This is a genomic window from Pseudomonas sp. B21-010, assembly GCF_024749325.1.
In the GTDB taxonomy this organism is placed as follows: domain Bacteria; phylum Pseudomonadota; class Gammaproteobacteria; order Pseudomonadales; family Pseudomonadaceae; genus Aquipseudomonas; species Aquipseudomonas kilonensis.
This window is the reverse complement of record NZ_CP087198.1, coordinates 5,602,327-5,628,692: the sequence shown is the minus strand read 5'-3', so window position 1 is coordinate 5,628,692 and position 26,366 is coordinate 5,602,327. Positions and strand designations below refer to the sequence as shown.

General features: G+C 62.0%; 25 protein-coding genes. 11 read left to right on the top strand and 14 right to left on the bottom strand.

Features of this window, described 5'->3' with window-relative positions; genetic code table 11:
• The first annotated feature begins 11 nt into the window (after nt 1-11).
• The 8 genes from rodA (at nt 12) to LOY50_RS25075 (ending at nt 8,473) form a co-directional block, all read left to right on the top strand.
• Nucleotides 12-1,115 (top strand): rod shape-determining protein RodA, encoded by a 1,104-nt coding sequence (gene rodA / locus LOY50_RS25110; RefSeq protein WP_214512977.1) that lies wholly within the window; start codon nt 12-14, stop codon nt 1,113-1,115.
• A gap of 17 nt (nt 1,116-1,132) precedes the next feature.
• A complete protein-coding gene (gene mltB, locus LOY50_RS25105) occupies nt 1,133-2,143 on the top strand; it encodes a lytic murein transglycosylase B (RefSeq protein WP_253469666.1) in 1,011 nt (336 codons plus the stop codon).
• Nucleotides 2,143-3,168: a septal ring lytic transglycosylase RlpA family protein gene (locus LOY50_RS25100; RefSeq protein WP_063324229.1), complete on the top strand. Its 1,026-nt coding sequence runs from the start codon at nt 2,143-2,145 to the stop codon at nt 3,166-3,168. Before mltB ends, LOY50_RS25100 begins: the two co-directional genes overlap by 1 nt.
• 168 nt (nt 3,169-3,336) lie before the next feature.
• The gene (locus LOY50_RS25095; RefSeq protein WP_214512948.1) at nt 3,337-4,494 is read left to right on the top strand and encodes a D-alanyl-D-alanine carboxypeptidase family protein; all 1,158 of its coding nucleotides are present in this window, start codon (nt 3,337-3,339) and stop codon (nt 4,492-4,494) included.
• Between the two features lie 81 nt (nt 4,495-4,575).
• Nucleotides 4,576-4,851: a DUF493 domain-containing protein gene (locus LOY50_RS25090; RefSeq protein WP_003185772.1), complete on the top strand. Its 276-nt coding sequence runs from the start codon at nt 4,576-4,578 to the stop codon at nt 4,849-4,851.
• On the top strand, nt 4,851-5,498 hold the full coding sequence (gene lipB, locus LOY50_RS25085) for a lipoyl(octanoyl) transferase LipB (protein WP_003205887.1): 648 nt from the start codon (nt 4,851-4,853) through the stop codon (nt 5,496-5,498). The genes LOY50_RS25090 and lipB overlap by 1 nt, the downstream gene beginning before the upstream one ends.
• Nucleotide 5,499: 1 nt before the next feature.
• Nucleotides 5,500-6,522 carry a lipoyl synthase gene (gene lipA, locus LOY50_RS25080; protein ID WP_003205886.1) on the top strand — a complete coding sequence of 341 codons (1,023 nt, stop codon included), beginning with the start codon at nt 5,500-5,502 and terminating at the stop codon, nt 6,520-6,522.
• 1,018 nt (nt 6,523-7,540) lie between these two features.
• Nucleotides 7,541-8,473, top strand: a complete 933-nt coding sequence (locus tag LOY50_RS25075; protein WP_258689461.1) for an LD-carboxypeptidase — start codon at nt 7,541-7,543, stop codon at nt 8,471-8,473.
• A gap of 106 nt (nt 8,474-8,579) precedes the next feature.
• On the opposite strand, the gene LOY50_RS25070 is transcribed toward LOY50_RS25075, so the two are convergent.
• The 5 genes from LOY50_RS25070 to leuS form a co-directional block, all read right to left on the bottom strand.
• Entirely contained in the window at nt 8,580-9,902 is a 1,323-nt protein-coding gene (locus tag LOY50_RS25070) for a lytic murein transglycosylase (protein ID WP_258689459.1), read from the bottom strand.
• A 72-nt stretch (nt 9,903-9,974) separates the two neighbouring features.
• A complete protein-coding gene (arfA, locus tag LOY50_RS25065; RefSeq protein WP_003205882.1) occupies nt 9,975-10,139 on the bottom strand; it encodes an alternative ribosome rescue factor ArfA in 165 nt (54 codons plus the stop codon).
• 290 nt (nt 10,140-10,429) lie between these two features.
• On the bottom strand, nt 10,430-11,467 hold the full coding sequence (gene holA, locus LOY50_RS25060; protein WP_214512904.1) for a DNA polymerase III subunit delta: 1,038 nt from the start codon (nt 11,465-11,467) through the stop codon (nt 10,430-10,432).
• A gap of 39 nt (nt 11,468-11,506) precedes the next feature.
• Entirely contained in the window at nt 11,507-12,112 is a 606-nt protein-coding gene (gene lptE, locus LOY50_RS25055; RefSeq protein ID WP_253469655.1) for an LPS assembly lipoprotein LptE, read from the bottom strand.
• Between the two features lie 89 nt (nt 12,113-12,201).
• Nucleotides 12,202-14,808 (bottom strand): leucine--tRNA ligase, encoded by a 2,607-nt coding sequence (gene leuS / locus LOY50_RS25050; protein WP_253469643.1) that lies wholly within the window; start codon nt 14,806-14,808, stop codon nt 12,202-12,204.
• A gap of 303 nt (nt 14,809-15,111) precedes the next feature.
• Between leuS and LOY50_RS25045 the strand changes: the two genes are divergently transcribed.
• Complete coding sequence (locus tag LOY50_RS25045; RefSeq protein ID WP_253469640.1) at nt 15,112-15,432, top strand: hypothetical protein; 321 nt, start codon at nt 15,112-15,114, stop codon at nt 15,430-15,432.
• 102 nt (nt 15,433-15,534) lie between these two features.
• Nucleotides 15,535-16,296 (top strand): YdcF family protein, encoded by a 762-nt coding sequence (locus LOY50_RS25040; RefSeq protein WP_258689458.1) that lies wholly within the window; start codon nt 15,535-15,537, stop codon nt 16,294-16,296.
• A 177-nt stretch (nt 16,297-16,473) separates the two neighbouring features.
• On the opposite strand, the gene lnt is transcribed toward LOY50_RS25040, so the two are convergent.
• The 5 genes from lnt to miaB all read right to left on the bottom strand — a co-directional run bounded on the left by lnt (nt 16,474) and on the right by miaB (nt 21,910).
• Complete coding sequence (gene lnt, locus LOY50_RS25035) at nt 16,474-17,997, bottom strand: apolipoprotein N-acyltransferase (protein ID WP_214512900.1); 1,524 nt, start codon at nt 17,995-17,997, stop codon at nt 16,474-16,476.
• Between the two features lie 27 nt (nt 17,998-18,024).
• Nucleotides 18,025-18,864: an HlyC/CorC family transporter gene (locus LOY50_RS25030; protein ID WP_253469634.1), complete on the bottom strand. Its 840-nt coding sequence runs from the start codon at nt 18,862-18,864 to the stop codon at nt 18,025-18,027.
• A gap of 40 nt (nt 18,865-18,904) precedes the next feature.
• Entirely contained in the window at nt 18,905-19,363 is a 459-nt protein-coding gene (gene ybeY / locus LOY50_RS25025) for an rRNA maturation RNase YbeY (RefSeq protein WP_258689457.1), read from the bottom strand.
• Nucleotides 19,356-20,366 (bottom strand): PhoH family protein, encoded by a 1,011-nt coding sequence (locus LOY50_RS25020; protein ID WP_253469631.1) that lies wholly within the window; start codon nt 20,364-20,366, stop codon nt 19,356-19,358. Before LOY50_RS25020 ends, ybeY begins: the two co-directional genes overlap by 8 nt.
• A 215-nt stretch (nt 20,367-20,581) precedes the next feature.
• Nucleotides 20,582-21,910, bottom strand: a complete 1,329-nt coding sequence (gene miaB, locus LOY50_RS25015) for a tRNA (N6-isopentenyl adenosine(37)-C2)-methylthiotransferase MiaB (RefSeq protein ID WP_003205865.1) — start codon at nt 21,908-21,910, stop codon at nt 20,582-20,584.
• 133 nt (nt 21,911-22,043) lie between these two features.
• Here miaB and LOY50_RS25010 point away from each other — a divergent pair, with 133 nt between their 5' ends.
• Entirely contained in the window at nt 22,044-22,373 is a 330-nt protein-coding gene (locus LOY50_RS25010) for a DUF1820 family protein (RefSeq protein WP_003185742.1), read from the top strand.
• Between the two features lie 171 nt (nt 22,374-22,544).
• On the opposite strand, the gene LOY50_RS25005 is transcribed toward LOY50_RS25010, so the two are convergent.
• The 4 genes from LOY50_RS25005 to LOY50_RS24990 form a co-directional block, all read right to left on the bottom strand.
• Nucleotides 22,545-23,099: a tetratricopeptide repeat protein gene (locus LOY50_RS25005; protein WP_003205863.1), complete on the bottom strand. Its 555-nt coding sequence runs from the start codon at nt 23,097-23,099 to the stop codon at nt 22,545-22,547.
• Nucleotides 23,100-23,316: 217 nt separating this feature from the next.
• Nucleotides 23,317-24,600 carry a glutamate-1-semialdehyde 2,1-aminomutase gene (hemL, locus tag LOY50_RS25000; protein WP_253469627.1) on the bottom strand — a complete coding sequence of 428 codons (1,284 nt, stop codon included), beginning with the start codon at nt 24,598-24,600 and terminating at the stop codon, nt 23,317-23,319.
• 28 nt (nt 24,601-24,628) lie between these two features.
• Nucleotides 24,629-25,255, bottom strand: coding sequence for a thiamine phosphate synthase (thiE, locus tag LOY50_RS24995; RefSeq protein WP_258689456.1), 627 nt, complete (start codon nt 25,253-25,255; stop codon nt 24,629-24,631).
• Between the two features lie 17 nt (nt 25,256-25,272).
• Nucleotides 25,273-26,070: a hydroxymethylpyrimidine/phosphomethylpyrimidine kinase gene (locus LOY50_RS24990; protein ID WP_003205858.1), complete on the bottom strand. Its 798-nt coding sequence runs from the start codon at nt 26,068-26,070 to the stop codon at nt 25,273-25,275.
• Nucleotides 26,071-26,366: the final 296 nt, after the last annotated feature.

Genomic DNA, 26,366 nt, shown 5'->3' with positions numbered 1-26,366 from the left:
GCGAAGATGTGATGCGCCGCCGTGCCACCTTGTTGCAGCGCATGCACATCGACGGTCCGTTGCTGATCCTGCTGCTGACCCTGGCCGCAGGCAGCCTGTTCGTGCTGTATTCGGCCAGTGGCAAGAACTGGGACCTGCTGGGCAAGCAGGCCACCTCGTTCGGCATCGGCCTGGTGTCGATGATCGTCATTGCCCAGCTCGAGCCGCGCTTCATGGCCCGCTGGGTGCCGCTGGCCTATGTGGTGGGCGTGAGCCTGCTGGTGGTGGTGGACGTGATGGGCCACAACGCCATGGGCGCCACTCGCTGGATCAACATTCCCGGGGTGATCCGCTTCCAGCCATCGGAGTTCCTCAAGATCATCATGCCGGCGACCATCGCCTGGTACCTGTCCAAGCGCACCCTGCCGCCGCAGCTCAAGCACGTGTGCATCAGCCTGTTGCTGATTGGCATCCCGTTCATCCTGATCGTGCGCCAGCCGGACCTCGGCACTTCGCTGCTGATCCTGGCCGGCGGCGCTTTCGTGCTGTTCATGGGCGGGTTGCGCTGGCGCTGGATCCTCAGCGTGGTCGCCATCGCCGTGCCGGTGTCGGTGGCCATGTGGTACTTCGTGATGCACGACTACCAGAAGCAACGCATCCTGACCTTCCTCGACCCGGAGAGCGATCCGCTGGGCACCGGCTGGAACATCATCCAGTCCAAGGCCGCCATCGGCTCCGGCGGGGTGTTCGGCAAGGGTTGGCTGATGGGCACCCAGTCGCACCTGGACTTTCTGCCGGAAAGCCATACCGACTTCATCATCGCCGTGATGGGCGAGGAGTTCGGCCTGGTGGGCATCTGCGTGCTGCTGTTGATCTATTTGCTGCTGATCGGCCGGGGGCTGGTGATCACCGCCCAGGCCCAGACGTTGTTCGGCAAGTTGCTGGCGGGCAGCCTGACCATGACGTTTTTTGTTTATGTTTTCGTCAACATCGGTATGGTCAGTGGCCTGTTGCCGGTCGTGGGGGTGCCGTTGCCATTCATTAGCTACGGAGGAACTTCGCTGGTGACACTACTGTCAGCGTTTGGGGTCTTGATGTCGATTCATACGCATCGCAAGTGGATCGCGCAGGTTTGAATAAGGTGAAGAGTTCAATGCAAGCAATGCGTGGCTGGTCGACGCGATATGCGCCGTGGATCGGCCTGGTCGGCTTCCTGGGCGGTGCGTCCCAGGCCCAGGCCGGCGAATACGAAGGCTCGCCGCAGGTGGCCGAATTCGTCGGTGAGATGACCCGCGACTACGGTTTTGCCGGTGAGCAACTGATGGGGGTGTTTCGCGAGGCCGAGCGCAAGCAGTCGATCCTTGACGCCATCTCCCGGCCCGCCGAGCGGGTCAAGCAGTGGAGCGAGTACCGGCCGATGTTCATCACCGAGGCGCGTATCGCCCGGGGCGTGGACTTCTGGCGCCAGCACGAGGCGGCCCTGGCCCGTGCCGAGCAGGAATACGGCGTACCGGCCCAGTTCATTGTGGCGATCATTGGCGTCGAGACCTTCTTTGGCCGTAACACCGGGAATTTCCGGGTGATCGACGCACTGTCGACCCTGGGCTTCGACTACCCGCCGCGCGCCGAATTCTTCCGCAAGGAGCTGCGCGAGTTCCTGCTGCTGGCCCGCGAAGAGCAGGTCGACCCGCTGACCCTCAAGGGTTCCTATGCCGGGGCCATGGGCTTGCCGCAATTCATGCCCAGCAGTTTTCGCGCTTACGCGGTGGACTTCGACGACGACGGCCACATCAATATCTGGACCAACCCGACCGATGCCATCGGCAGTGTTGCCAGCTATTTCAAGCGCCACGGCTGGGAAGCCGGCCAGCCGGTGGTCAGCCGGGCCGACGTGCGTGGCGAGCAGGTGGACGAGGGCCTGACCGAGGGCATCGAGCCGACGAAAACCGTCGGGGAGTTGCGGGCGTTGGGCTGGTCGAGTCATGATGCGCTGCGTGACGACATGCCGGTCACCGCGATACGCCTGGAAGGCGAACAAGGCCCCGAATATTGGATGGGCCTGAAGAATTTCTACGCGATTACGCGTTATAACCGCAGCGTGATGTACGCCATGGCCGTATATCAACTGTCTGAAGAGCTGGTCAAAGCACGGGGCGTCAAATAATGCGGGCATTGCCTACCTATCTACCCCTGAAAGCCAAGCCCCTCAAGCTCGTGGCGTTGGCCGCGCTGTCGCTGTTGGTCGTCAGTTGTTCGACCAGCCGCGCGCCGGCCCAGAAAAACTCCACCGCCGTGCGCGCGACGCCCGGCCTGGACATCAACCGGGCCCACAAGGACGGCGCGCCGTGGTGGGACGTGGATGTCTCGCGCATTCCCGACGCCACGCCGACCCTGCACACTGGCCCCTACAAGGCCAACCCGTACACGGTGCTGGGCAAGACCTATTTCCCGCTGTCCGACTCCAAGCGCTACGTGGCCTCGGGCACGGCGTCCTGGTATGGCACCAAGTTCCACGGCCAGAACACCGCCAACGGCGAAGTGTATGACCTGTATGGCATGAGCGCGGCCCACAAGACCTTGCCGCTGCCCAGCTATGTGCGGGTGACCAACCTGGACAACAACAAGAGCGTGATCCTGCGGGTCAATGACCGTGGGCCGTTCTATTCCGACCGCATCATCGACTTGTCGTATGCGGCGGCGAAAAAACTTGGTTACGCTGAAATCGGCACCGCGCGGGTCAAGGTTGAAGGTATCGACCCGCAGGAATGGTGGGCCCAACGCGGCCGTCCGGCGCCTTTGATGCTCAACGAGCCGAAAGTGGCGCAAAATGCCGCGCCGACCGTAACGGCGTCCACCGGTACGGTCGAGCAGTGGACGCCACCGCCGCAGCAGCACGCGGCGGCCGTAGTGCCCGTTCAGCTCGACGCAAAAAAAAACGCTTCTGCAACAGCGTCTGGCCAGTTTCTGCAAGTGGGCGCGTTCGCCAACCCGGACGCTGCCGAGCTGCTGAGGTCGAAGCTCAGCTCGATGGTGAGCGCTCCGGTGTTCATCAGCTCGATCGTGCGCAACCAGCAGACACTGCATCGGGTGCGCCTGGGGCCAATCGGTTCTCCGGGTGAAGTCCAGCAAGTGCAGAACAGTGTGCGCCTGGCCAATCTCGGTTCGCCGAGCCTGGTCACCGCCGAGTAATTGATTGAGGCCCGCTTGCGGTTGGAGCGGGTCAGGTTGTTGGCTCCATGAATAATAAAAGCCCGGCAAGGGTTGTGAGTGAGCAACTTAAATACGCGGCGACCCGTTAGAAGGTTGCCTGTTTTAGTTTTGCCTTCGGGCAGTCCCATTAGCGATTTCGAGAGACGGATGAACATCACCACCTTTGCCAAACGCCTTTGCCTGCTAGTCCCGCTGCTTCTCTCCCCAGCCGCGTTCGCGGTCGAGATGATGCCTGCGCCTCCTCAATTGGCCGCCAAATCCTTTGTGCTCATGGATGCCAGCAGCGGCGAGGTCCTGGTAGAGAACAACGGTGACCAGCGCCTGCCACCGGCCAGCCTGACCAAGCTGATGACCGCCTACATCGCCACCCTGGAAATTCGTCGCGGCCAGATCGGTGAAAACGATCCGGTGACCGTCAGCGAAAACGCCTGGCGTACCGGCGGTTCGCGGATGTTCATCAAGGTCGGTTCGCAAGTGACCGTCAGCGACCTGCTGCACGGCATCATCATCCAGTCCGGCAACGACGCCAGCGTCGCCCTGTCCGAGCACATCGCCGGCAGCGAAGATGCGTTCGCCGACATGATGAACAAAACCGTGGCCGACCTGGGCATGACCAACAGCCACTTCATGAACCCTACCGGTCTGCCGAACCCTGAGCACTACTCGTCGGCTCACGACATGGCGCTGTTGGCACGGGCGATCATTCACGAAGACCCGGCGCACTATGCCATCTACTCCCAGAAGGAATTCTTCTGGAACGGCATCAAGCAGCCTAACCGCAACCTGCTGCTGTGGCGCGACAAGACCGTCGATGGCCTGAAGACCGGCCACACCGACGAGGCCGGCTACTGCATGGTGTCCTCGGCTGTCCGTGAAGGCATGCGCCTGATCGCCGTCGTCTTCGGCACCAGCAGCGAAGTGGCCCGGGCCGCTGAAACCCAGAAGCTGCTGACCTACGGTTTCCGCTTCTTCGAAACCCAGACCTTCTACCAGAAGGGCACCGAACTGGCCCAGGCCCAGGTCTGGAAAGGCACCACCAATCAAGTGAAGGCCGGTCTGGCCCAAGACCTGACCATGACCTTGCCTAAAGGCCAGCTCAAGAAGCTCGCTGCCAGCATGACCATGAACCCGCAACTGACCGCTCCCATCGCCAAGGGCGACGTGATCGGTAAAGTCGAAGTCAAACTGGACGACAAAGTGGTGCACAGCGCCGACCTGATCGCTCTGGACGCGGTCGAGGAAGGTGGTATCTTCCGCCGCATGTGGGATAGCATCCGTCTATTCTTCTACGGCTTGTTCAACTGATTGAAGTGTTGACCTGCATGGCCTCGTTCCCATCCGGAGCGGGGCCATGTGCGTTACCACGGCTTACGAGGCCGTTACCCCATGACAGACTCTGAAGTAAAAGCGCCAAAGATCGAATTCCCCTGCGCGGATTATCCGATCAAGGTCATCGGCGACACCGGTGTGGGTTTCAAGGATCGGATCATTGCGATCCTTGAAAAACATGCCACCGTTGACCACAAGACCCTGGCCGAGCGCCAGAGTACCAACGGCAAGTACACGACGATCCAGTTGCACATCATTGCCACCGGCCAGGAACAGCTCTACGACATCAACAGCGAGCTGCGTGCGACCGGTTTCGTGCACATGGTGTTGTGATGCCGGGCACGCTGGGCTTTCGCGAGCTGGGCACGATGGCTTACGAGCCGGTCTGGCATGCCATGCAACGCTTCACGAACGAACGCGGCACCACCGCCGACGATGAAGTCTGGCTGGTGGAACACCCACCGGTGTTCACCCAGGGCCAGGCCGGCAAGGCCGAGCACCTGTTGCTGCCGGGGGATATCCCGGTGGTGAAGGTCGACCGGGGCGGGCAGGTGACCTACCATGGCCCTGGCCAACTGGTCGCCTACCTGTTGCTGGATGTGCGCAAGCTGGGGTTTGGCGTGCGCGAGCTGGTCACCCGCATGGAGACATGCCTGATCGAGCTGCTGGCCAGCTACGGTGTGACGGCGGCGGCCAAGCCGGATGCGCCGGGCGTCTATGTCGACGGGGCGAAGATCGCCTCCTTGGGATTGCGAATCCGCCACGGCTGTTCGTTTCATGGCCTGGCGCTGAACGTGGACATGGACCTTGCGCCATTTCGACGGATTAATCCCTGTGGCTACGCGGGACTGGCGATGACCCAGTTGAGCGAGCATGCAGGATCGATTGAATTTGCCGAGGTAAGTGCCCGGCTGCGCGCGCAGCTCGTCAAACACCTCGACTATGCTGAGCAGACGACCCTCACGGGCGGAATCGACTGATATGACTACTGATGCAGTGCAAACCATTATCCCGACGCAGGACGTCACCGAGCGTCCGGCCCCACGTGCCAAGGTAGAGGCCGGCGTCAAGCTGCGCGGCGCCGAGAAGGTTGCACGCATCCCGGTCAAGATCATCCCGACCACCGAATTGCCGAAGAAGCCTGACTGGATCCGCGTGCGCATCCCGGTGTCCCCGGAAGTCGACCGGATCAAGGCCCTGCTGCGCAAGCACAAGCTGCACAGCGTCTGCGAAGAAGCCTCCTGCCCGAACCTGGGCGAGTGCTTCTCCGGCGGCACTGCCACGTTCATGATCATGGGCGACATCTGCACCCGTCGCTGCCCATTCTGTGACGTTGGCCACGGCCGTCCGAAGCCATTGGACACCAACGAGCCGGAAAGCCTGGCCATCGCTATCGCCGACCTGAAGCTCAAGTACGTGGTCATCACCTCGGTGGACCGTGACGACCTGCGTGACGGCGGTGCCCAGCACTTTGCCGACTGCATCCGCGAGATCCGCAAGCTGTCGCCGAACGTCCAGCTGGAAACCCTGGTGCCCGATTACCGTGGCCGCATGGACATCGCCCTGGAAATCACCGCCGCCGAGCCACCGGATGTGTTCAACCACAACCTGGAAACCGTGCCGCGCCTGTACAAGGCCGCGCGTCCGGGTTCGGATTACCAGTGGTCGTTGACCTTGCTGCAACGCTTCAAGCAGATGATGCCGCACATTCCGACCAAGTCTGGCTTGATGCTGGGCCTGGGTGAAACTGACGAGGAAGTCATCGAGGTCATGAAGCGCATGCGTGAGCATGACATCGACATGCTGACCTTGGGCCAGTACCTGCAGCCTTCGCGTAGTCACCTGCCGGTGCAGCGTTTTGTGCATCCGGATACCTTTGCCTGGTTTGCCGAGGAAGGGTACAAGATGGGCTTCAAGAACGTGGCTTCGGGGCCGTTGGTGCGGTCTTCGTATCATGCGGATGAGCAGGCTAAGTTGGTCAAGGCTGAGCTTTTGGGTTCCTGAGTTTTTGGGTGGGGTGTGTATCCGTTATTTGTGTAATGGCGGCTTATGGTTCCGCCCTTACGGCGGGTCACTTTCGAAAAGCGCGAAAGTAACCAAAGCGCTTCTGCCCCACCACTCGGTGCCTCGCCTAGGCTCGGCATGCCTTCACTCCGGCATTGGTTCGTGGGCCGCCGCGAAGGGCCATCCATGGCCCAGCGCGGCTAACCCGGCATCCATGCCGGGTTGCCCACGAACCAATGCCTGCGTTCAGCCATCGTGGTTAACGGGGCGCCCCAGATCAACGTCCACCGCGAGGCGGCCTTAGAGCCGACCTGGTTCTTGGTGAGACCGCGTTTCTCCTGTGGGAGCGAGCTTGCTCGCGATGGCGATGTCCCAGTTTGCGGTGATGTTGGATGTGCCTGCCTCATCGCGAGCAAGCTCGCTCCCACAGGGTTCTGTGGTGTATATGCGTTTGTGGCTACCGAAAAATCCAATGTGGGAGCGAGCCTGCTCGCGATGGCGGTGTCACAGTCGATGAAGCTGTTGGATGTGCCGGCCTCATCGCGAGCAGGCTCGCTCCCACAGAGGGGATCTGCGGTTTACATGAGTTTTGTGGTTGCTGAAGGTCCAGTGTGGGAGCGAGCTTGCTCGCGATAGCAGTGGTGCAGCCACATAAATGCCAGCCCCGACCGCTTTTGCTTCTGATCTTGATCTTGATCTTGATCTTGATCTTGATCTTGATCTTGATCTGAGGCGCCCCGTTAAACCACGCTGGCCGAACGCAGGCATTGCGCAGTGGGCATCCCGGCATGGATGCCGGGATAGCCGCGCTGGGCCATGGATGGCCCTTCGCGGCGGCCCACGGAGCAATGCCGGAGTGAGGGCATGCCGAGCCTAGGCGAGGCACCGAGTGGTGGGGCAGAGCGTTTTTGGTTACTTTTGGCGCTCTTTCCAAAAGTGACCCGCTGTAAGAGCGGAACCGCCAGCCGCCGTTACAAAAAAAACGGATATACACACGATCAAGAAAACCGGGAACCCCATGGCCCTAACCCCACACCACCCCGTCCCAGCCCTCCCTCAAGAAGGCCTGATCGCAGTGATCGCCCCCGCCGGTCCCGCCCCCCTGGACACGGAAAAAGCCATCCAATGGATGCGCGCCCGGGGCCATGAGCTGCGAATATACCCAGGCGTCTATGAAAAGAACGACTACCTGGCCGGCAGCGACGAGACAAGGCTCAACGACCTGCACACCGCCTTCGCCGACCCAGAAGTCAAAGCCATCATCTGCCTACGCGGCGGCTACGGCACCCCCCGTCTACTCGATCGTATCGATTTCGAGCTCTTGAAACGCAACCCCAAACCATTCGTAGGCTACAGCGACATCACCGCCCTGCACCTGGCCATCAGCCGCTACGCAGGCTTCGTGACCTTCCACGGGCCGTTGCTCAACGCCGATCTGCTAGGCGACAAGGAACCCCCAACCGTCACCTCGTTTTTCAGCCTGCTGCATGGACAGTTGAAGTCCGGCAGCACGCTGAACCACCCCGCCGCCTACCCATTGACCACCGTCGAGTCAGGCATCGCCCACGGGCGTCTGCTGGGCGGCAATTTGTCGATGATTGCCGCGACCATGGGCACGCCTTATCAGATCGACGCCGAAGGGGTGATCCTGTTCATCGAAGACGTCAACGAGCCGCTGTACCGCATCGACCGACTGCTGACGCAACTGCGGTTGGCCGGCACGTTGCACCAGCTACGCGGCGTTTTGGTGGGGGATGTGGCCGGGGTCGACGTCGAGGCGTTGAACCGCTTGCTCAAGCAGACCTTCGAGCCATTGCGCATCCCGGTGCTGTCCGGCTGGCGCAGCGGGCACTGCGATCCGAACCTGACCTTGCCCATGGGGGCGTTGGTGGGATTGGATGCGGGGGAGAAGAGGTTGGTGCTGGAGCAGGATGTGGTGGTCGGTCGCTAGTCGTGTAGCGTCTGTCACTCAGTCATCGCGAGCAAGCTCGCTCCCACAGGTTGATCGAATGTGGGAGCGAGCCTGCTCGCGATAGCGGTAGCCGCCAGAAACCAATTCAGCGGCTACGCAACGCCTCCAGCAACTGGTGCGTCGGATACCCATCCGCCGGCCAGCCGAAGAATTGCTGGGCGCTGCGGATGGCCTTGCGAGTGTTGGCGCCGATGATGCCGTCGGGGTTGCCCGCGTCGTAGTTGTGCTTGCCCAGCAGGGTTTGCAGCTCGATGCGTTCGCTGCGGCTCAGGGGCAGGTCCTCCTTGGGCCACTGGCTGTAGACCAGCCCGCCGTCGGTAAAGCGTTTTGACAACAGCCCGACCGCCAAGGCATAGGACGACGAGTTGTTGTACTTGAGGATGGCGCGGAAGTTATCGAAGATCAGGAACGCCGGGCCGCGATGGCCGGCCGGCAGGAGCAGGGACGCCGACAGCTGTTTATCATCCGGGGTTATTGGCAGGCCACCATATTCTGAAACCCCCAGTCGCTCCCATTCAGCAACAGGCTTGCGGATCGTGCCATCGGCCAGTGTGTAGTCGAAGCCCTCTGGGAGATCGACCTCGAACCCCCACGGCTGGCCACGCTGCCAGCCGGAGCTTTGCAGGTAGTGGGCGGTCGAGGCCAGGGCGTCGGTGGAGCTGCCCCAGATGTCGCGGCGACCGTCGCCGTCGAAATCCACTGCATGGGTGTTGTACGTGGTGGGAATGAACTGGGTCTGGCCCATGGCGCCGGCCCAGGAGCCGAGCATTTTTTCCGGTGTGATATCGCCCTGTTGCAGGATTTGCAGCGCGGCGATCAGTTGCGCATGGGCAAACCCCGGGCGCCGTCCTTCGTAGGCCAGGGTCGCCAGTGAGTTGATCACCGACTTGCTGCCCTGGAACTGGCCGAAGTTGCTCTCCATGCCCCACACCGCTACCAGCGCTTCGCGATCGACGCCATAACGCTGCTCGATGCTTTGCAGGATCTGGGCGTTCTGCTGGATCAGGCTCTTGCCTTTGTTGACCCGCAGTGGTGACAGCGCGCCATCGAGGTATTCCCACACGGGACGGGTGAATTCCGGCTGGCTGCGATCGGCCTTGATCACGCTCATGTCCGGGCTGACGCCGACAAACGCACGGTCGAACAAATCGGCGCGGATCCCGGCGGCCAGGGCTTCCTTGCGAAACCCGGCCTGCCATTCAGCGAAGGTCTGGGTAGGCGCAATGGCCAGGTCATCACCGGTGGGCACCAAGGGCGGCACGATGGCCGGAACGGTCACGGCGGGGGCTGTCTGGAGCGGTTGGGCGTCGGCGGCTGTAGGTTTTTCGGCGCAGGCGACAAGCAGGGCAACGCTTGCGGCAACAATCATTTGGCGCAGTGGCCAACGATGGGAAAGACAGAAGGGCATGCACGGGTCCAGAAATACAAATCAGGTGCTGACCTTAACATGCGAAAGGGGCGTAGGGCTTGTCCGGTTGTTTCAAGCGGCCAGAAAGCAAGAAGCCTCCCAGTTGTCAGACTGGAAGGCTTCGCGGCGGTAGCTGCCTTTGCCCTTGGCGGGTCGTTCCTGGCGGCTGCGGAACAGGGGCTGGGCGACGATGGATTTGGCCTTGTTGGGGCCATGCTTGGATGGCTTTTTGCTCATGATGGGTACTCTCGTGGGGTGGTTTTTGCGGGGCAAATCATGGGACAGAGTTGGGTGGTTGTCCAGTCCCTGCATTGCGTAGGAAATTTCATCTGAGATGAAGCGCTTTTGTGGCGAGGGAGCTTGCTCCCGCTGGGCTGCGACTGTAGGAGCTGTCGAGCGCAGCGAGGCTGCGATCTTGTCCCAGGCAGTTGAGTCGCAAGCGAAAGATCAGGATCAAAAGATCGCAGCCTTCGGCAGCTCCTACACGCAGTCCAGCGGGAGCAAGCTCCCTCGCCACAGGTACTGTGTTATTCAGCGGGCAAAGGGAGTCGCTGCCCAGCCATCAACAGCGACAAGCGACTGAGGCTCATCCACGGTGAGCCAGCGGCCTGGCCCTTGATCTGCGCATCGATGCGCTGGGCTTCGAGCAGCAATTGCGCCCAACGCGACGCGGAATAGCGTTGCAGGGCCTTGCTCATCAGCGGTTTGCGTTTGTCCCAGACGGGCGGGCGGGCCTGGCTGAAGGCCTTGTCCAGCGGTACGCCCTGGCTGTATTGCAGCGACAGGTTGGCCAGCAGACGCAATTCCCGGGCCAGGGCCCAGAGGATCACCGGCGGCTCGACGCCTTCGCCCCGCAGGCCTTCGAGCATGCGCAGGGCATGGGCGGCCTCACCGTTGAGGATCGCATCGGTCAGCCCGAAGACATCGAAGCGCGCACTGTCGGCCACGGCAGCCTGCACCGTTTCCACGGTGATCTGCCCGCTCTCGGCCATCAGCTTGAGCTTTTCGATTTCCTGGGCAGCGGCCAGCAGGTTGCCTTCGACCCGGGCGGCAATCAGCTCCACTGCGTCCTGGCTGGCCGAGAGACCGGCTTGGGACAGGCGCTGGCGGATCCAGCTGGGCAACTGGCTGACATCCACCGGCCAGATTTGCACGAACTGGGTCTGCTGGCCTTCGACCAGGGCCTTGCCCCATTTGGTCTTTTGCGCGCTGCCGTCGAGTTTCGGCAAGCTGATGAGCAGCACGGTGTCCTCGGCCGGGCGTGAGCAATATTCGATCAGCGCAGCGGCGCCTTTGTCACCGGGTTTGCCAGACGGCAAACGCAGCTCCAGCAGGCGTTTTTCGGCGAACAACGACATGCTCGCCCCGGCCTGCAGCAGCGTGCCCCAGTCGAAACTGGCGTCGGCGGCGAAGACCTGGCGTTCGTCGAAGCCTTGCTGGCGTGCAGCGGCGCGGATGGCGTCGGCGGCTTCCTGGCACAGCAGCGGGTCATCGCCACTGATGATGTAGACCGGCGCGAGGGCGCCTTGCAGGTGTTTGCCGAGTTGGGCGGGAGCGAGCTTCATAAGAGAAGGCGAGCGGGGCACCGGAGCGCCCCGCAAGGCTTATTCAGCCGGGATCTGCATCGGCGACTGTTGCGGGGTTTCCGCTTCAGCCTTGCGTGCCGCTTCCAGCGCATCGGCTTCGGCTTTGGCCTTGGCGTCGGCGGTCTGTTGCAACTGGTCCAGTTGGGCCGGGCTCAACTGTTGCAGGCGCAGCATCATGCGCTGTACGAGGTCACGACGCATTTCGCCGCTCACTTCGCTCGACTCCTGGTCGGAGCCGGTAATGTTGTTGCCATCGTGCAGGTAGACCTTCTGCACCTGCAGCTTGTCGTCCAGCAGTACCAGGTTGTTCTGGCCGCGGATCTCATAGCTCAGTACGTTGTTCAGTTCGTACTCGGCGGAACGACCAGCACCGGCATAGCTCAGGCTGCGCTGGCTCTGCTGTTCACGGGTCAGTACCAGCTTGTACGGGGCCCCGCTGTAGACTTTCACGCCACTGTTTTCCAGGGTGTCGCGCAGCAGTTTCACGGTGTCGCCATAGGCGTCCCGTGCGCTGAGGTCCAGTTCCTTGATCGCCAGCTCGGTGGTGCCGGTGCCGCGCAGTTGGAAGCCGCAGGCGCTCAACAGGACCGCCAGGCCCACTACCAGCAGATTACGTTTGATCATCTTGTTGCTCCCCTTGAACCCTATGGGGGTCGATCATGCGACCCCGCAGGTTGTATTCGGCGCCAGGCTCAAGCCCGCGCCCGATCCAATTAGCTTGCGACGATGTTGACCAGCTTGCCGGGCACGACGATCACTTTGCGAATCGTCAGGCCATCGACGAAGCGCAGTACGTTTTCATTCGCCCGTGCAGCGGCTTCGACTTCTTCGCGAGTGGCGGCGGCCGGCATTTCGATCTGGCCGCGCAGCTTGCCGTTGACCTGGATGACCAGGGTCAGGCTGTCCTGCACCAGCGCGGTTTCGTCCACCAGCGGCCAGCGTGCGTCAATCACCGGATCGGCGTGACCCAGTTGATTCCACAGTTCGTGGCTGATGTGCGGGGTGATCGGCGCGAGCAGCAACGTCACGGCTTCCAGGCCTTCTTGAACCAGTGCGCGATCCTGCTCGGTGCCTTGCGCGGCTTTTTCCAGCACGTTCATCAGCGTCATCACCTGGGCGATGGCGGTGTTGAATTTGTGGTTCTGGCCGACGTCATGGCTGGCCTGCTTGATGGCCAGGTGGATCGAGCGGCGAATGGCTTTCTGCTCGTCGTTCAGGCTGGCGACGTCCAGTTTGCCCGGCAGGCCCTGGGTGACGTGGGCTTGCGCCAGGCGCCAGACGCGCTTGAGGAAACGGTGCGAACCCTCGACGCCCGAATCAGACCACTCTGCGCTCATGTCAGGTGGCGAGGCGAACATCATGAACAGGCGGCAGGTGTCTGCGCCGAACTGGTCGATCATCGACTGTGGGTCGACGCCGTTGTTCTTCGACTTGGCCATTTTCTCGGTGCCGCCGATTTCCACCGGCAGGCCGTCGGCGATCAGCTTGGCGCTGATGACCTTGGCCTTGCTGTCGCGTTCGAGCTCGACGTCGCTCGGGTTGAACCAGGTGTAGGCACCGTTGGCTTCGCGACGATAGTAAGTCTCGGCGATCACCATGCCTTGGGTCAGCAGGTTCTTGAATGGCTCGTTGGAGCTCACCAGGCCTTCGTCACGCATCAGCTTGTGGAAGAAGCGTGCGTAGAGCAGGTGGAGAATGGCGTGTTCGATGCCGCCGATGTACTGGTCCACTGGCAACCAGTGGTCAGCCGCGGATTTTTCCACCAGGCCGCCTTGATAGTGCGGCGAGGCGTAGCGCGCGTAGTACCAGGACGACTCGACGAAGGTGTCCATGGTGTCGGTTTCACGCTTGGCCGGTGCGCCGCATTTCGGGCAGCTGCACTCATAGAACTCGGGCATGCGCGCCAGGGGCGAACCGGCGCCGTCGGGTACGACGTCTTCCGGCAGGACCACGGGCAGTTGATCTTCCGGCACCGGTACGTCACCGCAGGTGTCGCAATGCACGATCGGGATCGGGCAGCCCCAGTAGCGTTGGCGGCTGATGCCCCAGTCCCGCAGGCGGAACTGGGTGCGCGAGGCACCGAGGTTCTTCTTGATCAGGGCAACTTCGATGGCATCGAACGCGCCAGGGAAATCCAGGCCGTTGAACTCACCGGAGTTGATCAGCTCGCCATGTTCGCCATAGGCGTCCTGCCAAGGTTCCGGGGTCTGGTCGCCGGCGCTGGTGCGCACCACGGCTTTGACCGGCAGGTTGTACTTGTGGGCGAATTCGAAATCGCGCTCGTCGTGGGCCGGCACTGCCATGACAGCGCCGTCGCCGTAGTGCATCAGCACGTAGTTGGCGACCCACACCGGCAGTTTCTCGCCGGTGAGCGGGTGCTCGACGAACAGCGAGGTTGGCAGGCCTTTCTTCTCCTGGGTGGCGACGTCGGCTTCGGCGACGCTGCCGCCCTTGCATTCGGCGATGAACGCCTGCAGCTCAGGGTTGTTCTGTGCCGCCAGGGTGGCCAGCGGATGCTCGGCGGCCACGGCCACATACGTGGCGCCCATCAGGGTGTCCGGGCGGGTGGTGAAGACTTTCAGGGTGCCGGCTTCGCCAATGGAGGCGACGTCGTAGGGGAACTGCACTTCCATGCCCCGGGACTTGCCGATCCAGTTGCGCTGCATGGTCTTGACCTGCTCGGGCCAGCCGGTCAGTTCGTCGAGGCTCTCCAGGAGCTCATCCGCGTAGGCGGTGATCTTGAAGTAGTACATCGGGATTTCGCGCTTTTCGATCAGCGCGCCCGAGCGCCAGCCGCGACCGTCGATCACTTGCTCGTTGGCCAGTACGGTCTGGTCCACCGGGTCCCAGTTCACGGTGCCGTTCTTGCGGTAGATCACGCCTTTTTCGAACAGGCGGGTGAACAGCCATTGTTCCCAGCGGTAGTAGTCGGGCTTGCAGGTGGTGACCTCGCGGGACCAATCCACCGCCAGGCCCAGGCTGCGCAGCTGGGTCTTCATGTAGGCGATGTTTTCGTAGGTCCACTTGGCGGGGGCCACGTTGTTCTTCATCGCGGCGTTTTCCGCCGGCATGCCGAAGGCGTCCCAACCCATGGGTTGCAGGACGTTCTTGCCTTGCATGCGCTGGTAGCGGGAGATCACGTCGCCGATGGTGTAGTTGCGCACGTGCCCCATGTGTAGCTTGCCGCTGGGGTAAGGGAACATCGACAGGCAGTAGAAAGTCTCCTTGCCTGGCTGTTCGCTGACTTCAAAGGACTTTTGCTCGTCCCAGAACGACTGGGCGGCGGCTTCGATTTCACGGGGCTGGTAGTGTTCGTGCATGGCTACTTTTGTACTGAATGGGGTGGCCCAATCCTCTTCGTTGCCATGCTGGACGCAGACGACGCCGAATGCGGCGTTTTCGATGCCCAGCCAAGCTGGAAGTGGAGTTACAGGAAGCGCCGTAGCATACATGACCGCGCTCTGCCGAGGGAAACCCTGATTGCTGCCGAACCACCGCCGAGCCATTGCCGATCATCGGCGATGACCCGTGTTCAGGGCCGTTGGTCGCGGCGCCCTGCCGGTTTGCCCAGCGAAGCTAAGCTTCTCAATGGGGAGTGAGTCTTATCTTCAATGAGGTGAGGGATGGTTGAATCACAACGAAAAGTCGCTACACCTGAGTTGTACGAAAAACTGATCGATCGTCTCGGGGTGGCCCTGGACGCTGCAAGAACCGCCGGTCGCTTGCGTGATGAACGCCCGGTAGAGCTGGAACTGCGAGGCTTGAGCCCCGCGGAGTTCGAACTGGTCGAGGCTTACCTCGAACAGGTCGGACATCAAACCTCCACCAGTGGGGCCCAGGTACTCAAGCGTCTCGATACGCCCCGTTCGGCCAAGGTTGTGTGGCTCAAGGACCGGACGCCTGATAAGGATGCTGTAAAGATCCGGTCGCTGCAGTTTAAGTAAAGCCGGATTCACGCGTGTCGCTTTTTTGGTTCAAGGCTTTTTCGAATCTGTTGTCGCTTTGCGTCAACCCACTTAGGCTTCGGGCATCTATGGAGATGCCCGATGCCGTTTCGCTATTTCATCAAACAACTTTTATTGCCGCCCGGCATTCTTTTGCTGCTGTTGGCGCTGGCCTGGTGGTGGCGCCAATCTCGGCCGCGCCTGGCCCGGCTGTGTTTCGCCGTGGGCCTGGGCGGGTTCTGGTTGATGAGCCTGCCGGTGGTGGTGCAGTGGACTGCCAAGGCATTGGAGCGTGAGCCGCCGCTGCTGCGCAGTGAATGGGCGACCCTGGCCCAGCGTGCCGACGCCATCGTGGTGCTGGGTTCTGGTCGCGAGCGCGGCGACCTGGCCTGGGGCGCCGACCAACCCACCGGTGTTGGCCTTGAGCGCCAGCGTTATGCGGCGCGACTGGCCAAGGCGTCGGGCTTGCCCGTACTGACCACGGGCGGCTTGCACTACGGCACCCCACCCAGCGAGGCCAAGTTGATGGCCGACTCGATGCTGGAGGATTTCGGCGTCAACGTACGCTGGCAGGAAGGACGTAGCCGCACCACCTGGGAAAACGCCCAGATGAGCGCCGGGATCCTGTTGCCGGAAGGCATCAAGCGGGTCGTGGTGATCACCCAGGCCTGGCACATGCCGCGGTCGGTCTGGAGTTTCGAGCGCGCGGGGTTTGAAGTGGTACCGGCGCCGGTGGGTTTCCTGGGGCAGGACAATGCCCGGCCGTTGGGCGGCTGGATGCCGGAGTTCAAGTCGATCTGGCAATCCGGGCAGTTGATGAATGAGGCGGCGGGGCTGGTGGGGTATGCGTTGTTCTACCGTTGAGCACTGTAACGGCAAGTGAAATTATCCCGCTGGAACGCACCTGTAGGAGCTGTCGAGCGGAGCGAGGCTGCGATCTTGTCCCAGACAATTGAGTCGGGAGTGAAAGATCAAGATCAAAAGATCGCAGCCTTCGGCAGCTCCTACAGAGTCCAGCAGGAGCGAGGATTATCGAAAACCTTAAACCGTCCTGGCCATCCGTCCCGTCATCAACGCCCAGCCCAGCAACAACACGCACAAGATGATCAGCGGCCACGAGCGCCATTGCAGGTAAGGCGTCAGGTCATGCATCGGCACCACTTCGCCGTAGAGGATGCCGCGCTCGAATTGCGGGATCTGTGCGGTGATCTGGCCGAAGGGGTTGATCAGCCCGGTCACGCCGTTGTTGGTGGCGCGGATCATCCAGCGGCCGGCTTCCAGGGCACGCATCTGGGCCATTTGCAGGTGTTGCAGCGGGCCGATCGAAGTGCCGAACCAGGTGTCGTTGCTGATGGTCAGCAGCAGGTCGCTGCGCGCTGACAGGCTGGCGGCAAATTCCGGGTAGACCACTTCATAGCAGATGAACGGCGCGATCTGGTAACCCTTGGCTTGCAGCAGTGGCTGGTCGGCCGGGCCCCGGGCGAAGTCCGACATGGGCAGGTCGAAGAAGGCGATCAGGCCGCGCAGGATGTCCTGTAGCGGTACGTACTCGCCGAACGGCACGAGTTTTTGCTTCAAGTAAGTACCGTCACCTTCGCCGGTCACGGTGATGCCGTTGTAGTAACGCTTCTCGTGACGCACCAATTGGCGAATCGGTACGCCGGTAATCAACGCCGAATGCCGCTCGGCGGCGAAGCTGCCCATCATGTCCAGGTAACCCTGCGCAGATTCCTTGAGCACCGGTACTGCGGTCTCCGGCCAGATCAACAGGTCGACGCGCTTGGACGCAAAGCTCATGTCGCGGTACAGCGCCAACTGCGCGTTGAGCTGCTCGGGGTCCCACTTCATGCTTTGTTCGATGTTGCCCTGGATCGCCGCGACGCTCAGCGGGTCGCCCGAGGGGCTGGTCCAGGCATGGCCCTTGAGGGCCAGGCCGGCCACCCATGGGCCGATCAGCAGCACCACGCCCGCGGCGATAAAGCCCTTGCGCCCGGTGCGGATCAACCGCGGCGCGTTGTACAGCAGCGCGGCGGTCAAGGCCAGGGTGAAGGAAATCAGCCACATCCCGCCCAGCGGCGCGAGGCCGGCCAGCGGGCCGTTGAGCTGGCTGTAACCGGAATACAGCCAGGGGAACCCGGTGAGGAACCAGCCGCGGAAAGCTTCCTGGCCCAACCACAGCGCGGCGAACGCCAGGGCATCGGCCAGCGGCGCCTCGTTGCGGCGCAACCAGCGTGCCCACAGCCAGGCGGGCAGGGCGAAGAACCAGGCGATGGCGGCGATGAACAGCAGCATCAACAACCCGGCGAGCAGCACCGAGGCGCCGCCGAAGTTGTGGATACTGACGTAGATCCAACTGGTGCCGGCACCAAACAGGCCAAAACCGAAACACCAGCCTCGGCCCAGGGCCTGGCGTGGCGAGAGTTCGCGTAGCCCGGCGTAGAACAAGCCGACCGCCAGCAATGCCAGCGGCCAGAGGTCGAACGGCGCCAGGGCCAGGGTGGTGATCGCACCGGCCGCCATGGCCAGCAGGTTACCGGGCCAGCCGGGGCGGGTTATCCAGCGCATTTTTGTCCTTAGCGGGTCTCGCAGGGGTTATCGGCTAATGGGCGACAGGCGCAGCAAGTGAATCCGACGGCTGTCGGCATTCAGGATGCGGAAGCGCCAGGAGCCGATTTCCGTGGTTTCGTTGCGCTTGGGCAGATGCCCGAAAGCACTCATCACCAGGCCGCCGACGGTGTCGAACTCATCGTCGGAGAATTGGCTGTCGAAGAACTCGTTGAAGTTCTCGATCGGCGTCAGGGCCTTGATCAGGAAGTCGCCGCTGGGCAGGGGCTTGATGTAGCTGTCTTCCTCGACGTCGTGCTCGTCCTCGATGTCGCCGACGATCTGCTCGAGCACGTCTTCGATGGTGACCAGGCCGGCCACGCCGCCGTATTCGTCGATGACGATGGCCATGTGGTTGTGGTTGGCGCGGAATTCACGCAGCAGCACGTTCAGGCGCTTGGACTCGGGCACGAAGGTGGCCGGGCGCAACAGGTCCTTGATGTTGAAGCTGTCGCCGTTTTCCTGAAGGATCAGCGGCAGCAGGTCCTTGGCCAGCAGCACGCCCATGACGTCGTCATGGCTCTCGCCGACGACCGGATAGCGCGAGTGAGCGGAGTCGACCACGGCGGGCAAAAATTCGCGAGGGGTCTGGGTCGCCTTGATGCTGACCATCTGCGAGCGCGGGACCATGATGTCCCGGACTTGCAGGTCAGCGACCTGGATGGCGCCTTCGACGATGGCCAGCGCTTCGCTGTCCAGCAGTTTGTTCTGGTGTGCGTCGCGCAGCAGCTCCAGCAGCTCCTGGCGGTTCTTCGGCTCATGGGCAAAAGCCTGGGTGAGCTTGCCCAGCCATGACTTCTGCCCGTTGCTCGATCGATCTTCGCTCATAGCGATTACTCTGAATCCTTTGTCGTTACAGGTTGATGTATCAGTGTTCGTCGCCGGCGTAGGGGTCGGGATGACCCAGCTCTGCAAGCAACGTTCGTTCCAGTGCTTCCATTTCTTCGGCTTCGTCATCTTCTATATGGTCGTAACCCAGTAGATGCAAGCAGCCGTGAATCACCAGATGGGCCCAGTGGGCCTCAGGGGTCTTGTCTTGTTCCGCCGCTTCACGCTCCACCACCGGGACGCAGATCACCAGGTCGCCCAGCAGTGGGATGTCGAGCAGTTCGTCGGGTACGTCGGCGGGGAACGACAGCACGTTGGTGGCGTAGTCTTTCTGCCGCCAGGTGTGGTTCAGTTCACGGCCTTCGGGTTCGTCCACCAGGCGGATCGTCAGCTCCGAGTCGGCACTGCGCTGGCGCAGGGCCAGTTCGCACCATTGGCGGAACTGGGCTTCGTTGGGGGCGGCGTGTTCGCAGGCCACTTGCAGGTCGAGTTCAAGCATTGTGACGATTGCCTTTGCTTTCGGCCGAGTCTTCATCGGCGCGATTCTCGAAGCGCTCGTAGGCTTCGACAATGCGTTGCACCAACGGATGGCGCACGACGTCCTTGGGCATGAAGTGCGTGAAGCTGATGCCCGGCACGTCCTTGAGGACCTGGATCACATGGTTCAGCCCGGACTTGGTGCCCTTGGGCAGGTCGACCTGGGTGATGTCCCCGGTAATGACGGCGGTGGAGCCGAAGCCGATCCGGGTCAGGAACATTTTCATCTGCTCGACCGTGGTGTTCTGGCTTTCGTCGAGGATGATGAAGCTGTTGTTCAGGGTACGACCGCGCATGTAGGCCAGCGGCGCAACCTCGATGACCTGGCGCTCGATCAGCTTGGCGACGTATTCGAAGCCGAGCATTTCATACAGCGCGTCATAGAGCGGGCGCAGATACGGGTCGATCTTCTGGGCCAGGTCGCCGGGCAGGAAGCCGAGTTTTTCACCCGCTTCGACCGCCGGGCGCACCAGCAGGATGCGCCGCACCTGTTCGCGTTCCAGTGCATCGACGGCGCAGGCCACGGCCAGGTAGGTCTTGCCGGTACCGGCCGGGCCGATGCCGAAGTTGATGTCGTTGCCCAGGATTTCCTTCACGTAGCGCTGCTGATTCAAGCCGCGTGGGCGAATCATGCCTTTTTTCGTGCGCAGGGCCACGGCAGGTTCCGACGGGGCGTGGTTGTCGAGTTCTTCGACAGCCGACTCCTGCAGGAACAGGTGGACCGTATCCGGCGACAGCTCGCTCCCCTTGGTTTCCCGGTAGAGACGGCGCAGCAGGTTTTCCGCGGAGGTGGTGTGCTTGGGTTCGCCGATCAGTTCGAACTGGTTTCCGCGGTTGCGGATCTCGATGGCCAGGCGCTGTTCGATCAAGCGCAGGTGCTCGTCGAATTGCCCGCACAGATTGGCGAAGCGGCGAGCCTCAAAGGGCTCGAGAATAAAGCGATGTGGTTCGATGGGTGCGTTCAAGGTCGTTTTTAGCCGCCCGGGGGCAATTAAGGTGAAATCAAGGATAACGCCAGTAGGCTGGGTGCGAAAGCTCTTAAACAGGCGAATCGGATCACAGGGCTTGGCACAACCCATGTGGGAGCAAGGCTTGCCCGCGATGGGGGCCTCACATTCAACATGAGTATTGACTGTCATGCCGCCATCGCGAGCAAGCTCGCTCCCACAGGTAATCGCGGTTACTGGATCAGCGAACCGCGCAGGGAGTGCGGTTGCGCGGCGTCGATGTGCACGTCGGCGAACTGGCCGATCAGGGCCGGGGTGTCGCAGCGGAAGTTGACGATGCGGTTGTTTTCGGTCCGCCCTTGCAACTCGCCCGGGTCCTTTTTCGAGTAATCGGTCACCAGAATCCGCTGGACGGAGCCGACCATTTGTCGGCTGATCTCGAAACCTTGCTGGTTGAGGCGATGTTGCAAGGCGTTGAGCCGTTCCTTTTTCAGTTCTTCGGGGGTGTCGTCCGCCAGGTCGGCCGCCGGAGTGCCAGGGCGCTGGCTGTAGACGAAGGAATAGGAGAAGTCGAAGCCCACGTCTTCGATCAGCTTCATGGTCTGCTGGAAGTCTTTCTCGGTTTCGCCAGGGAAGCCGACGATAAAGTCCGAGCTGATGCAGATCCCCGGCACTGCCGCGCGCAACTTGCGCAGCTTGGATTTGTACTCCAGCGCCGTGTGATTGCGTTTCATGGCCGCAAGGATCCGGTCGGAGCCCGATTGCACCGGCAGGTGCAGGTGCTTGACCAGTTCGGGGACTTCGGCGTGGGCCTGGATCAGGCTGTCGGAGAACTCCAGCGGATGAGACGTGGTGTAGCGGATGCGGTCGATGCCATCGACTGCCGCCACGACGCGGATCAGTTCGGCGAGATCCGCCAGGCGCCCGTCATGGGTCAGGCCGCGATAGCCGTTGACGTTCTGCCCCAGCAGGGTCACTTCGCGCACGCCGTGTTCCGCCAGGTGGATGATTTCGGCGATCACGTCGTCGAATGGTCGGCTGACTTCTTCGCCGCGGGTGTAGGGCACCACGCAGAACGTGCAGTACTTGCTGCAACCTTCCATCACCGACACATAGGCACTCGGGCCGTCGATACGCGGTTCGGGCAGGTGGTCGAATTTTTCGATTTCCGGGAACGAGACGTCCACTTGCGGCAGCTTGGTGCTGCGCGCGGCATCGATCATCTCCGGCAGGCGGTGCAAGGTCTGCGGGCCAAAGACCACGTCCACGTAGGGTGCGCGATCACGAATGGCCGCGCCTTCCTGGCTGGCCACGCAACCGCCTACGGCGATGACCATTTCCGGGTTGGCCAACTTCAGTTCGCGCCAGCGGCCGAGCTGGGAATACACCCTGTCCTGGGCGCGTTCGCGAATCGAGCAGGTGTTGAGCAGGATCACGTCCGCGTCTTCAGCGCGTGCGGTGACTTCCAGGGCCTGGTGTTCACCCAGCAGATCGACCATGCGCGAGCTGTCGTACTCGTTCATCTGGCAACCGTGGGTTTCGATGTAAAGCTTCTTGGCCATGGACGGGATCATCACGTGATTCAAAGAACCGCGCATTATAGAGAACAAGTCCCTGGGTTCCCACCGCTGTGCGAGCAGTGGCTATGCTATAGTTCGCGCCCTCATTTTTACCCGCCGATGTGTTTCGCCAGCCATGACCAAACGTGAAGCTCCAATCTACAAGGTGATTTTCCTCAACCAGGGCCAGGTGTTCGAAATGTACGCCAAGCAGATCTATCAAAGTGATCTGTGGGGTTTCCTGGAAGTGGAAGAATTCGTCTTTGGCGAGCGCACGCAAGTGGTCGTCGATCCGAGCGAGGAAAAGCTCAAGGCGCAGTTCGAAGGCGTGGTGCGCAGCTTCGTGCCGATGCATTCGATCGTGCGCATCGACGAAGTCGAACGCCTGGGCACCCCGAAAATCAGCGAAGCCCGCGGTGCGGTCGGCAATGTGATGCCGTTTCCGATGCCGATGCCTGAGAAGTAGAAAATATTGTTGTTGCTGCGCCGGGCCCTGTAGGAGCTGGCGAAGCCTGCGATCTTTTGATCTTGATCTTGATCTTGATCTTGATCTTGACTTTCGCTTGAGACTCAAGTGTCTGGGAAAAGATCGCAGCCTCGTTGCACTCGGCAGCTCCTACAGGTGCGAGGCTATGGTTCAGGGTAATGGCGAAAACGGCGTACGCCCATCGGCGTTCTGCAATTCCATCAGGTATTTGCGAAAGATCTGCCCCAGCACCTGGGTTGCCACTTCCAATTCGTCGCGGGGCATTTGCTCGGCGACTTCGTCGGCGGTGTCCAGGGCTTCTTCGGCGCCGTTGACCGCGGCCATCTTCAGGACGATATAGGCCTGGACGTTGTTGGCTGGCACGCCTTCGCCATGGAAGAACATGCCGCCGAGCTTGAATTGCGCCTGGGCATGGCCTTGCAGTGAGGCTTTTTCGAAGTAGTCGAGGGCTTTTTTGAGGTCGCGCGGTGCAGCCTTGCCTTCGTAGTAGAACTCGCCCAACTCGTATTGCGCTTGTGCATCACCTGCGTCCGCCGCTTTTTGACAGGCGTCGAGTGCCGGTGCGAGATCTTGTGGCTGGGTATTGAGCGTGCAACGGCCCAGCGCCGGGATCAACAACGAGTTACCGCCTGCCTGTGCATTCGCGAGCAGGGGCTGAAGGAGCAACAGGCAGCCCAAGGCAAGGGTGCGGCCGGTGCGGTTCATGGGAATCGACTTACCTCTGAGGGGCGCGCGGACCCTCCGGGGGATCCAATAAGCGCGCATTATGAAATAAGCAGGGCCATCCTTACAAAGTCTTTACTCGTTTTTCTGCTGCGAGGGAATGCTAATAGCTGCTTGGGGCATAAATACGTAGGAAAAAGGCGGGAGGTTGTCGGCAATCACTGACGCCAGCTTCAGCCGGCGTCAGTTATCCACAGGCTTATTTCAGCGCAGCAAAGGCCCGTTCGGCCGCATCGAGGGTGATCTTCAGCTCGGTCTCGCCATGGGCGATGGAAGTGAAGCCGGCCTCGAATGCGCTCGGGGCCAGGTACACGCCGCCATCGAGCATCAGGTGGAAGAAGCGCTTGAAGCGGTCGGTGTCGCTGGCCATCACGTCTTCGAAGGTGACGATGTCATCGGCGCCACTGAAATACAGGCCGAACATGCCGCCGGCCTGGGTGGTCACGAACGGAATGCCTGCCGCGTCAGCGCGAACCTGCAAGCCGTCGAGCAGGCGGGTGGTGTAGTCGGTCAGTTCGGCGTGAAAGCCCGGGCGGCTGATCAGGCGCAGCGTGGTCAGGCCGGCGGCCATGGCCAGTGGGTTGCCCGACAAGGTGCCGGCCTGGTAGACCGGGCCCAGCGGCGCGATGCATTCCATGATCTTGCGCTTGCCGCCGAAGCAGCCCACCGGCATGCCGCCGCCGATGATCTTGCCGAAGGTGCTCAGGTCCGGCGTGACGCCGTAATGGGCCTGGGCGCCGCCGAGGGCGACGCGGAAACCGGTCATCACTTCATCGAAAATCAACACCACGCCATGCTGGTCGCACAGGCTGCGCAGGCCTTCGAGGAAACCCGGTGCCGGTGGTACGCAGTTCATGTTGCCGGCCACTGGCTCGACGATGATGCACGCCACTTCCTGGCCGACTTCGCCGAGCATCTTCTCGACGGCTTCGAGGTCGTTGAACGGCAAGGTCAGGGTGTGTTTGGCGAACGCTGCCGGTACGCCGGCCGAGCTCGGCACGCCCTGGGTCAGTGCGCCAGAACCAGCCTTGACCAGCAGGCTGTCGGAGTGGCCGTGGTAGCAGCCTTCGAACTTGATGATGCTGTCGCGGCCGGTGAAACCCCGCGCCAGGCGGATCGCGCTCATGGTCGCTTCGGTGCCGGAGCTGACCATGCGCACCATTTCCATCGACGGCACGATCGAGCAGACCAGGTCGGCCATCTCGGTTTCCATCGCGGTCGGGGCGCCGTAGGACAGGCCGTGTACCAGTTGCTTGCGCACCGCATCCAGCACGTCCGGATGGCTGTGGCCCAGGATCATCGGGCCCCAGGAGCCGACGTAATCCACATAGCGCTTGTCGTCTTCGTCGGTGACGTACGCGCCTTCGGCGTGCTTGAAGAACAGCGGGGTGCCGCCGACGCTCTTGAACGCACGAACAGGCGAGTTCACGCCGCCGGGGATGTGTTTCTGGGCATCGGCAAACAGGGTTTCGGAACGGGACATGGTTGGGCTCTCGAAAACGGAAAATAGACTATTTGATCTGCAGCAGCTCATTGAAGGCGCGGGCGCGGCGTGTCACTTCATTGGTGCTGTCGGCGCCGAACAGGCCGTGGACCACCGCCAGCAGGTCGACCCCGTGGGCCACCAGCGGGGCGGCGTTGTCCAGGGTGATGCCGCCGATGGCGCACACCGGGATATGCAGTTTGAGGTGCGCCTGTTCGAGCAGTTCAAGGTTTGCGCTGGGGGCGCCGGGCTTGGTGTTGGAGTTGAAGAAACGCCCGAACGCGACATAAGTGGCACCTTCGCTGGCGGCCTGTTCGGCCAGTGCCAGGCTGGCGTGGCAGGTGGCACCGACGATCGCCTTGTGCCCGAGCAGTGCCCGCACTGGCGCCAACGGGCCATCGGTCTGGCCCAGGTGCACACCGACGCCCAGGCGTGCGGCCAACTCGGCGTCGTCGTTGATGATCAACTGGGTCTTGTAGCGCTCGCACAGGTTGCGCAGTGCTTCGGCTTCCCGCAGGCGGCGGGCCTCGTCGCTGCTTTTGTCGCGGTATTGCAGCAGGGTGACGCCACCTTCCAGCGCCGCTTCGACATAAGCGAGGAACTTGCCGGCCAGCAATTGGCTATCGGTGATGGCGTAAAGGCCACGTAATTTCATTCCACAGGCCTCCGGTGCTACGAGCAGAAATCCAGCGGCAGGCGACGCGGTACGAACTGGCCTTTGCCCAGTTGTTCGGCATCGCGCAAGGTGCGCCAGGTGTAATCCAGCGCCGTCTTGACGGCGCTGGCGAGCTGTTCGCCCTGGGCCAGCCGACCGGCCAGGGCGCTGGCCAGGGTGCAGCCGGAACCGTGGTAACTGCCGGGCAGACGCTGGCAGGTAAAGGTTTCGCGCCCGCCGTCGCGGCTGTACAGGCGATTATGGACTTCATGTTCGTCGCCGTGACCACCGGTGATCAACAGGTGTTTGACGAAGGGCAGCAGTTTTTCCGCGCACTCGTCGGCGCTGCCCTCGGGCAGTTCGGCGAGGATGCGTGCTTCAGGCAGGTTGGGGGTGGCAATGATTGCCAGGGGCAGCAGGCGTTCGCGCATGGCGTAGCCGACCTCATCCTTGCCCAGGCGCCCGCCACCGCCGGCGCGCAGCACCGGGTCGCAGACCATGGGCAGGTGCGGGTGCGCCTGGAGCAGTTCGACCACCGTGTCGACCATTTCCAGTGAGCCAAGCATCCCCAGCTTGACCGCTGCCACCTGGGCGTCGTTGAGCACGGCATTGGCTTGTGCCAGCACCCACTCGCGGTCGAGCACGCGGAAATCGCTGACGTTGACGGTGTCTTGCACGGTCAATGCGGTAACGGCAGGGGCGGCATGACAACCCTGGGCAAGCAGGGCTTCGATATCTGCCTGCAAACCGGCGCCACCACTGGGATCGTGGCCGGAGAGACAGAGGACAACGGGGCGAGAACTGTAGATATTCATGGTGCGCGAGCTTACCACCAAACCTCTTTTGTCGGTGCTCGGGTTCAGCGGGTTTCGGGTGCATGAGCAACATTGGCGGTTGCTTTTGTGGCGAGGGAGCTTGCTCCCGCTGGGCCGGTCCGACGCTTCGGGCGAAGCGGCCCCGGTTTTTGGGAGCGCTGCGCACTGGAGCGCCAGCCCGGTCCAGCGGGAGCAAGCTCCCTCGCCACATTGATCCGCCAGTTGCCGACCTGACCAAGGCAACAGCTCTATCTCAAGGCTTTGCTCTGAAACGCCCGTTCTAGAGCCTTCTGTAG

Bases quoted from the DNA above. Each gene is read 5' to 3' on its own strand.
- rodA (WP_214512977.1), top strand. From the start codon at position 12: ATGCGCCGCCGTGCCACCTTGTTGCAGCGCATGCACATCGACGGTCCG.
- mltB (WP_253469666.1), top strand. From the start codon at position 1,133: ATGCAAGCAATGCGTGGCTGGTCGACGCGATATGCGCCGTGGATCGGC.
- LOY50_RS25100 (WP_063324229.1), top strand. From the start codon at position 2,143: ATGCGGGCATTGCCTACCTATCTACCCCTGAAAGCCAAGCCCCTCAAG.
- LOY50_RS25095 (WP_214512948.1), top strand. From the start codon at position 3,337: ATGAACATCACCACCTTTGCCAAACGCCTTTGCCTGCTAGTCCCGCTG.
- LOY50_RS25090 (WP_003185772.1), top strand. From the start codon at position 4,576: ATGACAGACTCTGAAGTAAAAGCGCCAAAGATCGAATTCCCCTGCGCG.
- lipB (WP_003205887.1), top strand. From the start codon at position 4,851: ATGCCGGGCACGCTGGGCTTTCGCGAGCTGGGCACGATGGCTTACGAG.
- lipA (WP_003205886.1), top strand. From the start codon at position 5,500: ATGACTACTGATGCAGTGCAAACCATTATCCCGACGCAGGACGTCACC.
- LOY50_RS25075 (WP_258689461.1), top strand. From the start codon at position 7,541: ATGGCCCTAACCCCACACCACCCCGTCCCAGCCCTCCCTCAAGAAGGC.
- LOY50_RS25070 (WP_258689459.1), bottom strand. From the start codon at position 9,902: ATGCCCTTCTGTCTTTCCCATCGTTGGCCACTGCGCCAAATGATTGTT.
- arfA (WP_003205882.1), bottom strand. From the start codon at position 10,139: ATGAGCAAAAAGCCATCCAAGCATGGCCCCAACAAGGCCAAATCCATC.
- holA (WP_214512904.1), bottom strand. From the start codon at position 11,467: ATGAAGCTCGCTCCCGCCCAACTCGGCAAACACCTGCAAGGCGCCCTC.
- lptE (WP_253469655.1), bottom strand. From the start codon at position 12,112: ATGATCAAACGTAATCTGCTGGTAGTGGGCCTGGCGGTCCTGTTGAGC.
- leuS (WP_253469643.1), bottom strand. From the start codon at position 14,808: ATGCACGAACACTACCAGCCCCGTGAAATCGAAGCCGCCGCCCAGTCG.
- LOY50_RS25045 (WP_253469640.1), top strand. From the start codon at position 15,112: ATGGTTGAATCACAACGAAAAGTCGCTACACCTGAGTTGTACGAAAAA.
- LOY50_RS25040 (WP_258689458.1), top strand. From the start codon at position 15,535: ATGCCGTTTCGCTATTTCATCAAACAACTTTTATTGCCGCCCGGCATT.
- lnt (WP_214512900.1), bottom strand. From the start codon at position 17,997: ATGCGCTGGATAACCCGCCCCGGCTGGCCCGGTAACCTGCTGGCCATG.
- LOY50_RS25030 (WP_253469634.1), bottom strand. From the start codon at position 18,864: ATGAGCGAAGATCGATCGAGCAACGGGCAGAAGTCATGGCTGGGCAAG.
- ybeY (WP_258689457.1), bottom strand. From the start codon at position 19,363: ATGCTTGAACTCGACCTGCAAGTGGCCTGCGAACACGCCGCCCCCAAC.
- miaB (WP_003205865.1), bottom strand. From the start codon at position 21,910: ATGGCCAAGAAGCTTTACATCGAAACCCACGGTTGCCAGATGAACGAG.
- LOY50_RS25010 (WP_003185742.1), top strand. From the start codon at position 22,044: ATGACCAAACGTGAAGCTCCAATCTACAAGGTGATTTTCCTCAACCAG.
- LOY50_RS25005 (WP_003205863.1), bottom strand. From the start codon at position 23,099: ATGAACCGCACCGGCCGCACCCTTGCCTTGGGCTGCCTGTTGCTCCTT.
- hemL (WP_253469627.1), bottom strand. From the start codon at position 24,600: ATGTCCCGTTCCGAAACCCTGTTTGCCGATGCCCAGAAACACATCCCC.
- thiE (WP_258689456.1), bottom strand. From the start codon at position 25,255: ATGAAATTACGTGGCCTTTACGCCATCACCGATAGCCAATTGCTGGCC.
- LOY50_RS24990 (WP_003205858.1), bottom strand. From the start codon at position 26,070: ATGAATATCTACAGTTCTCGCCCCGTTGTCCTCTGTCTCTCCGGCCAC.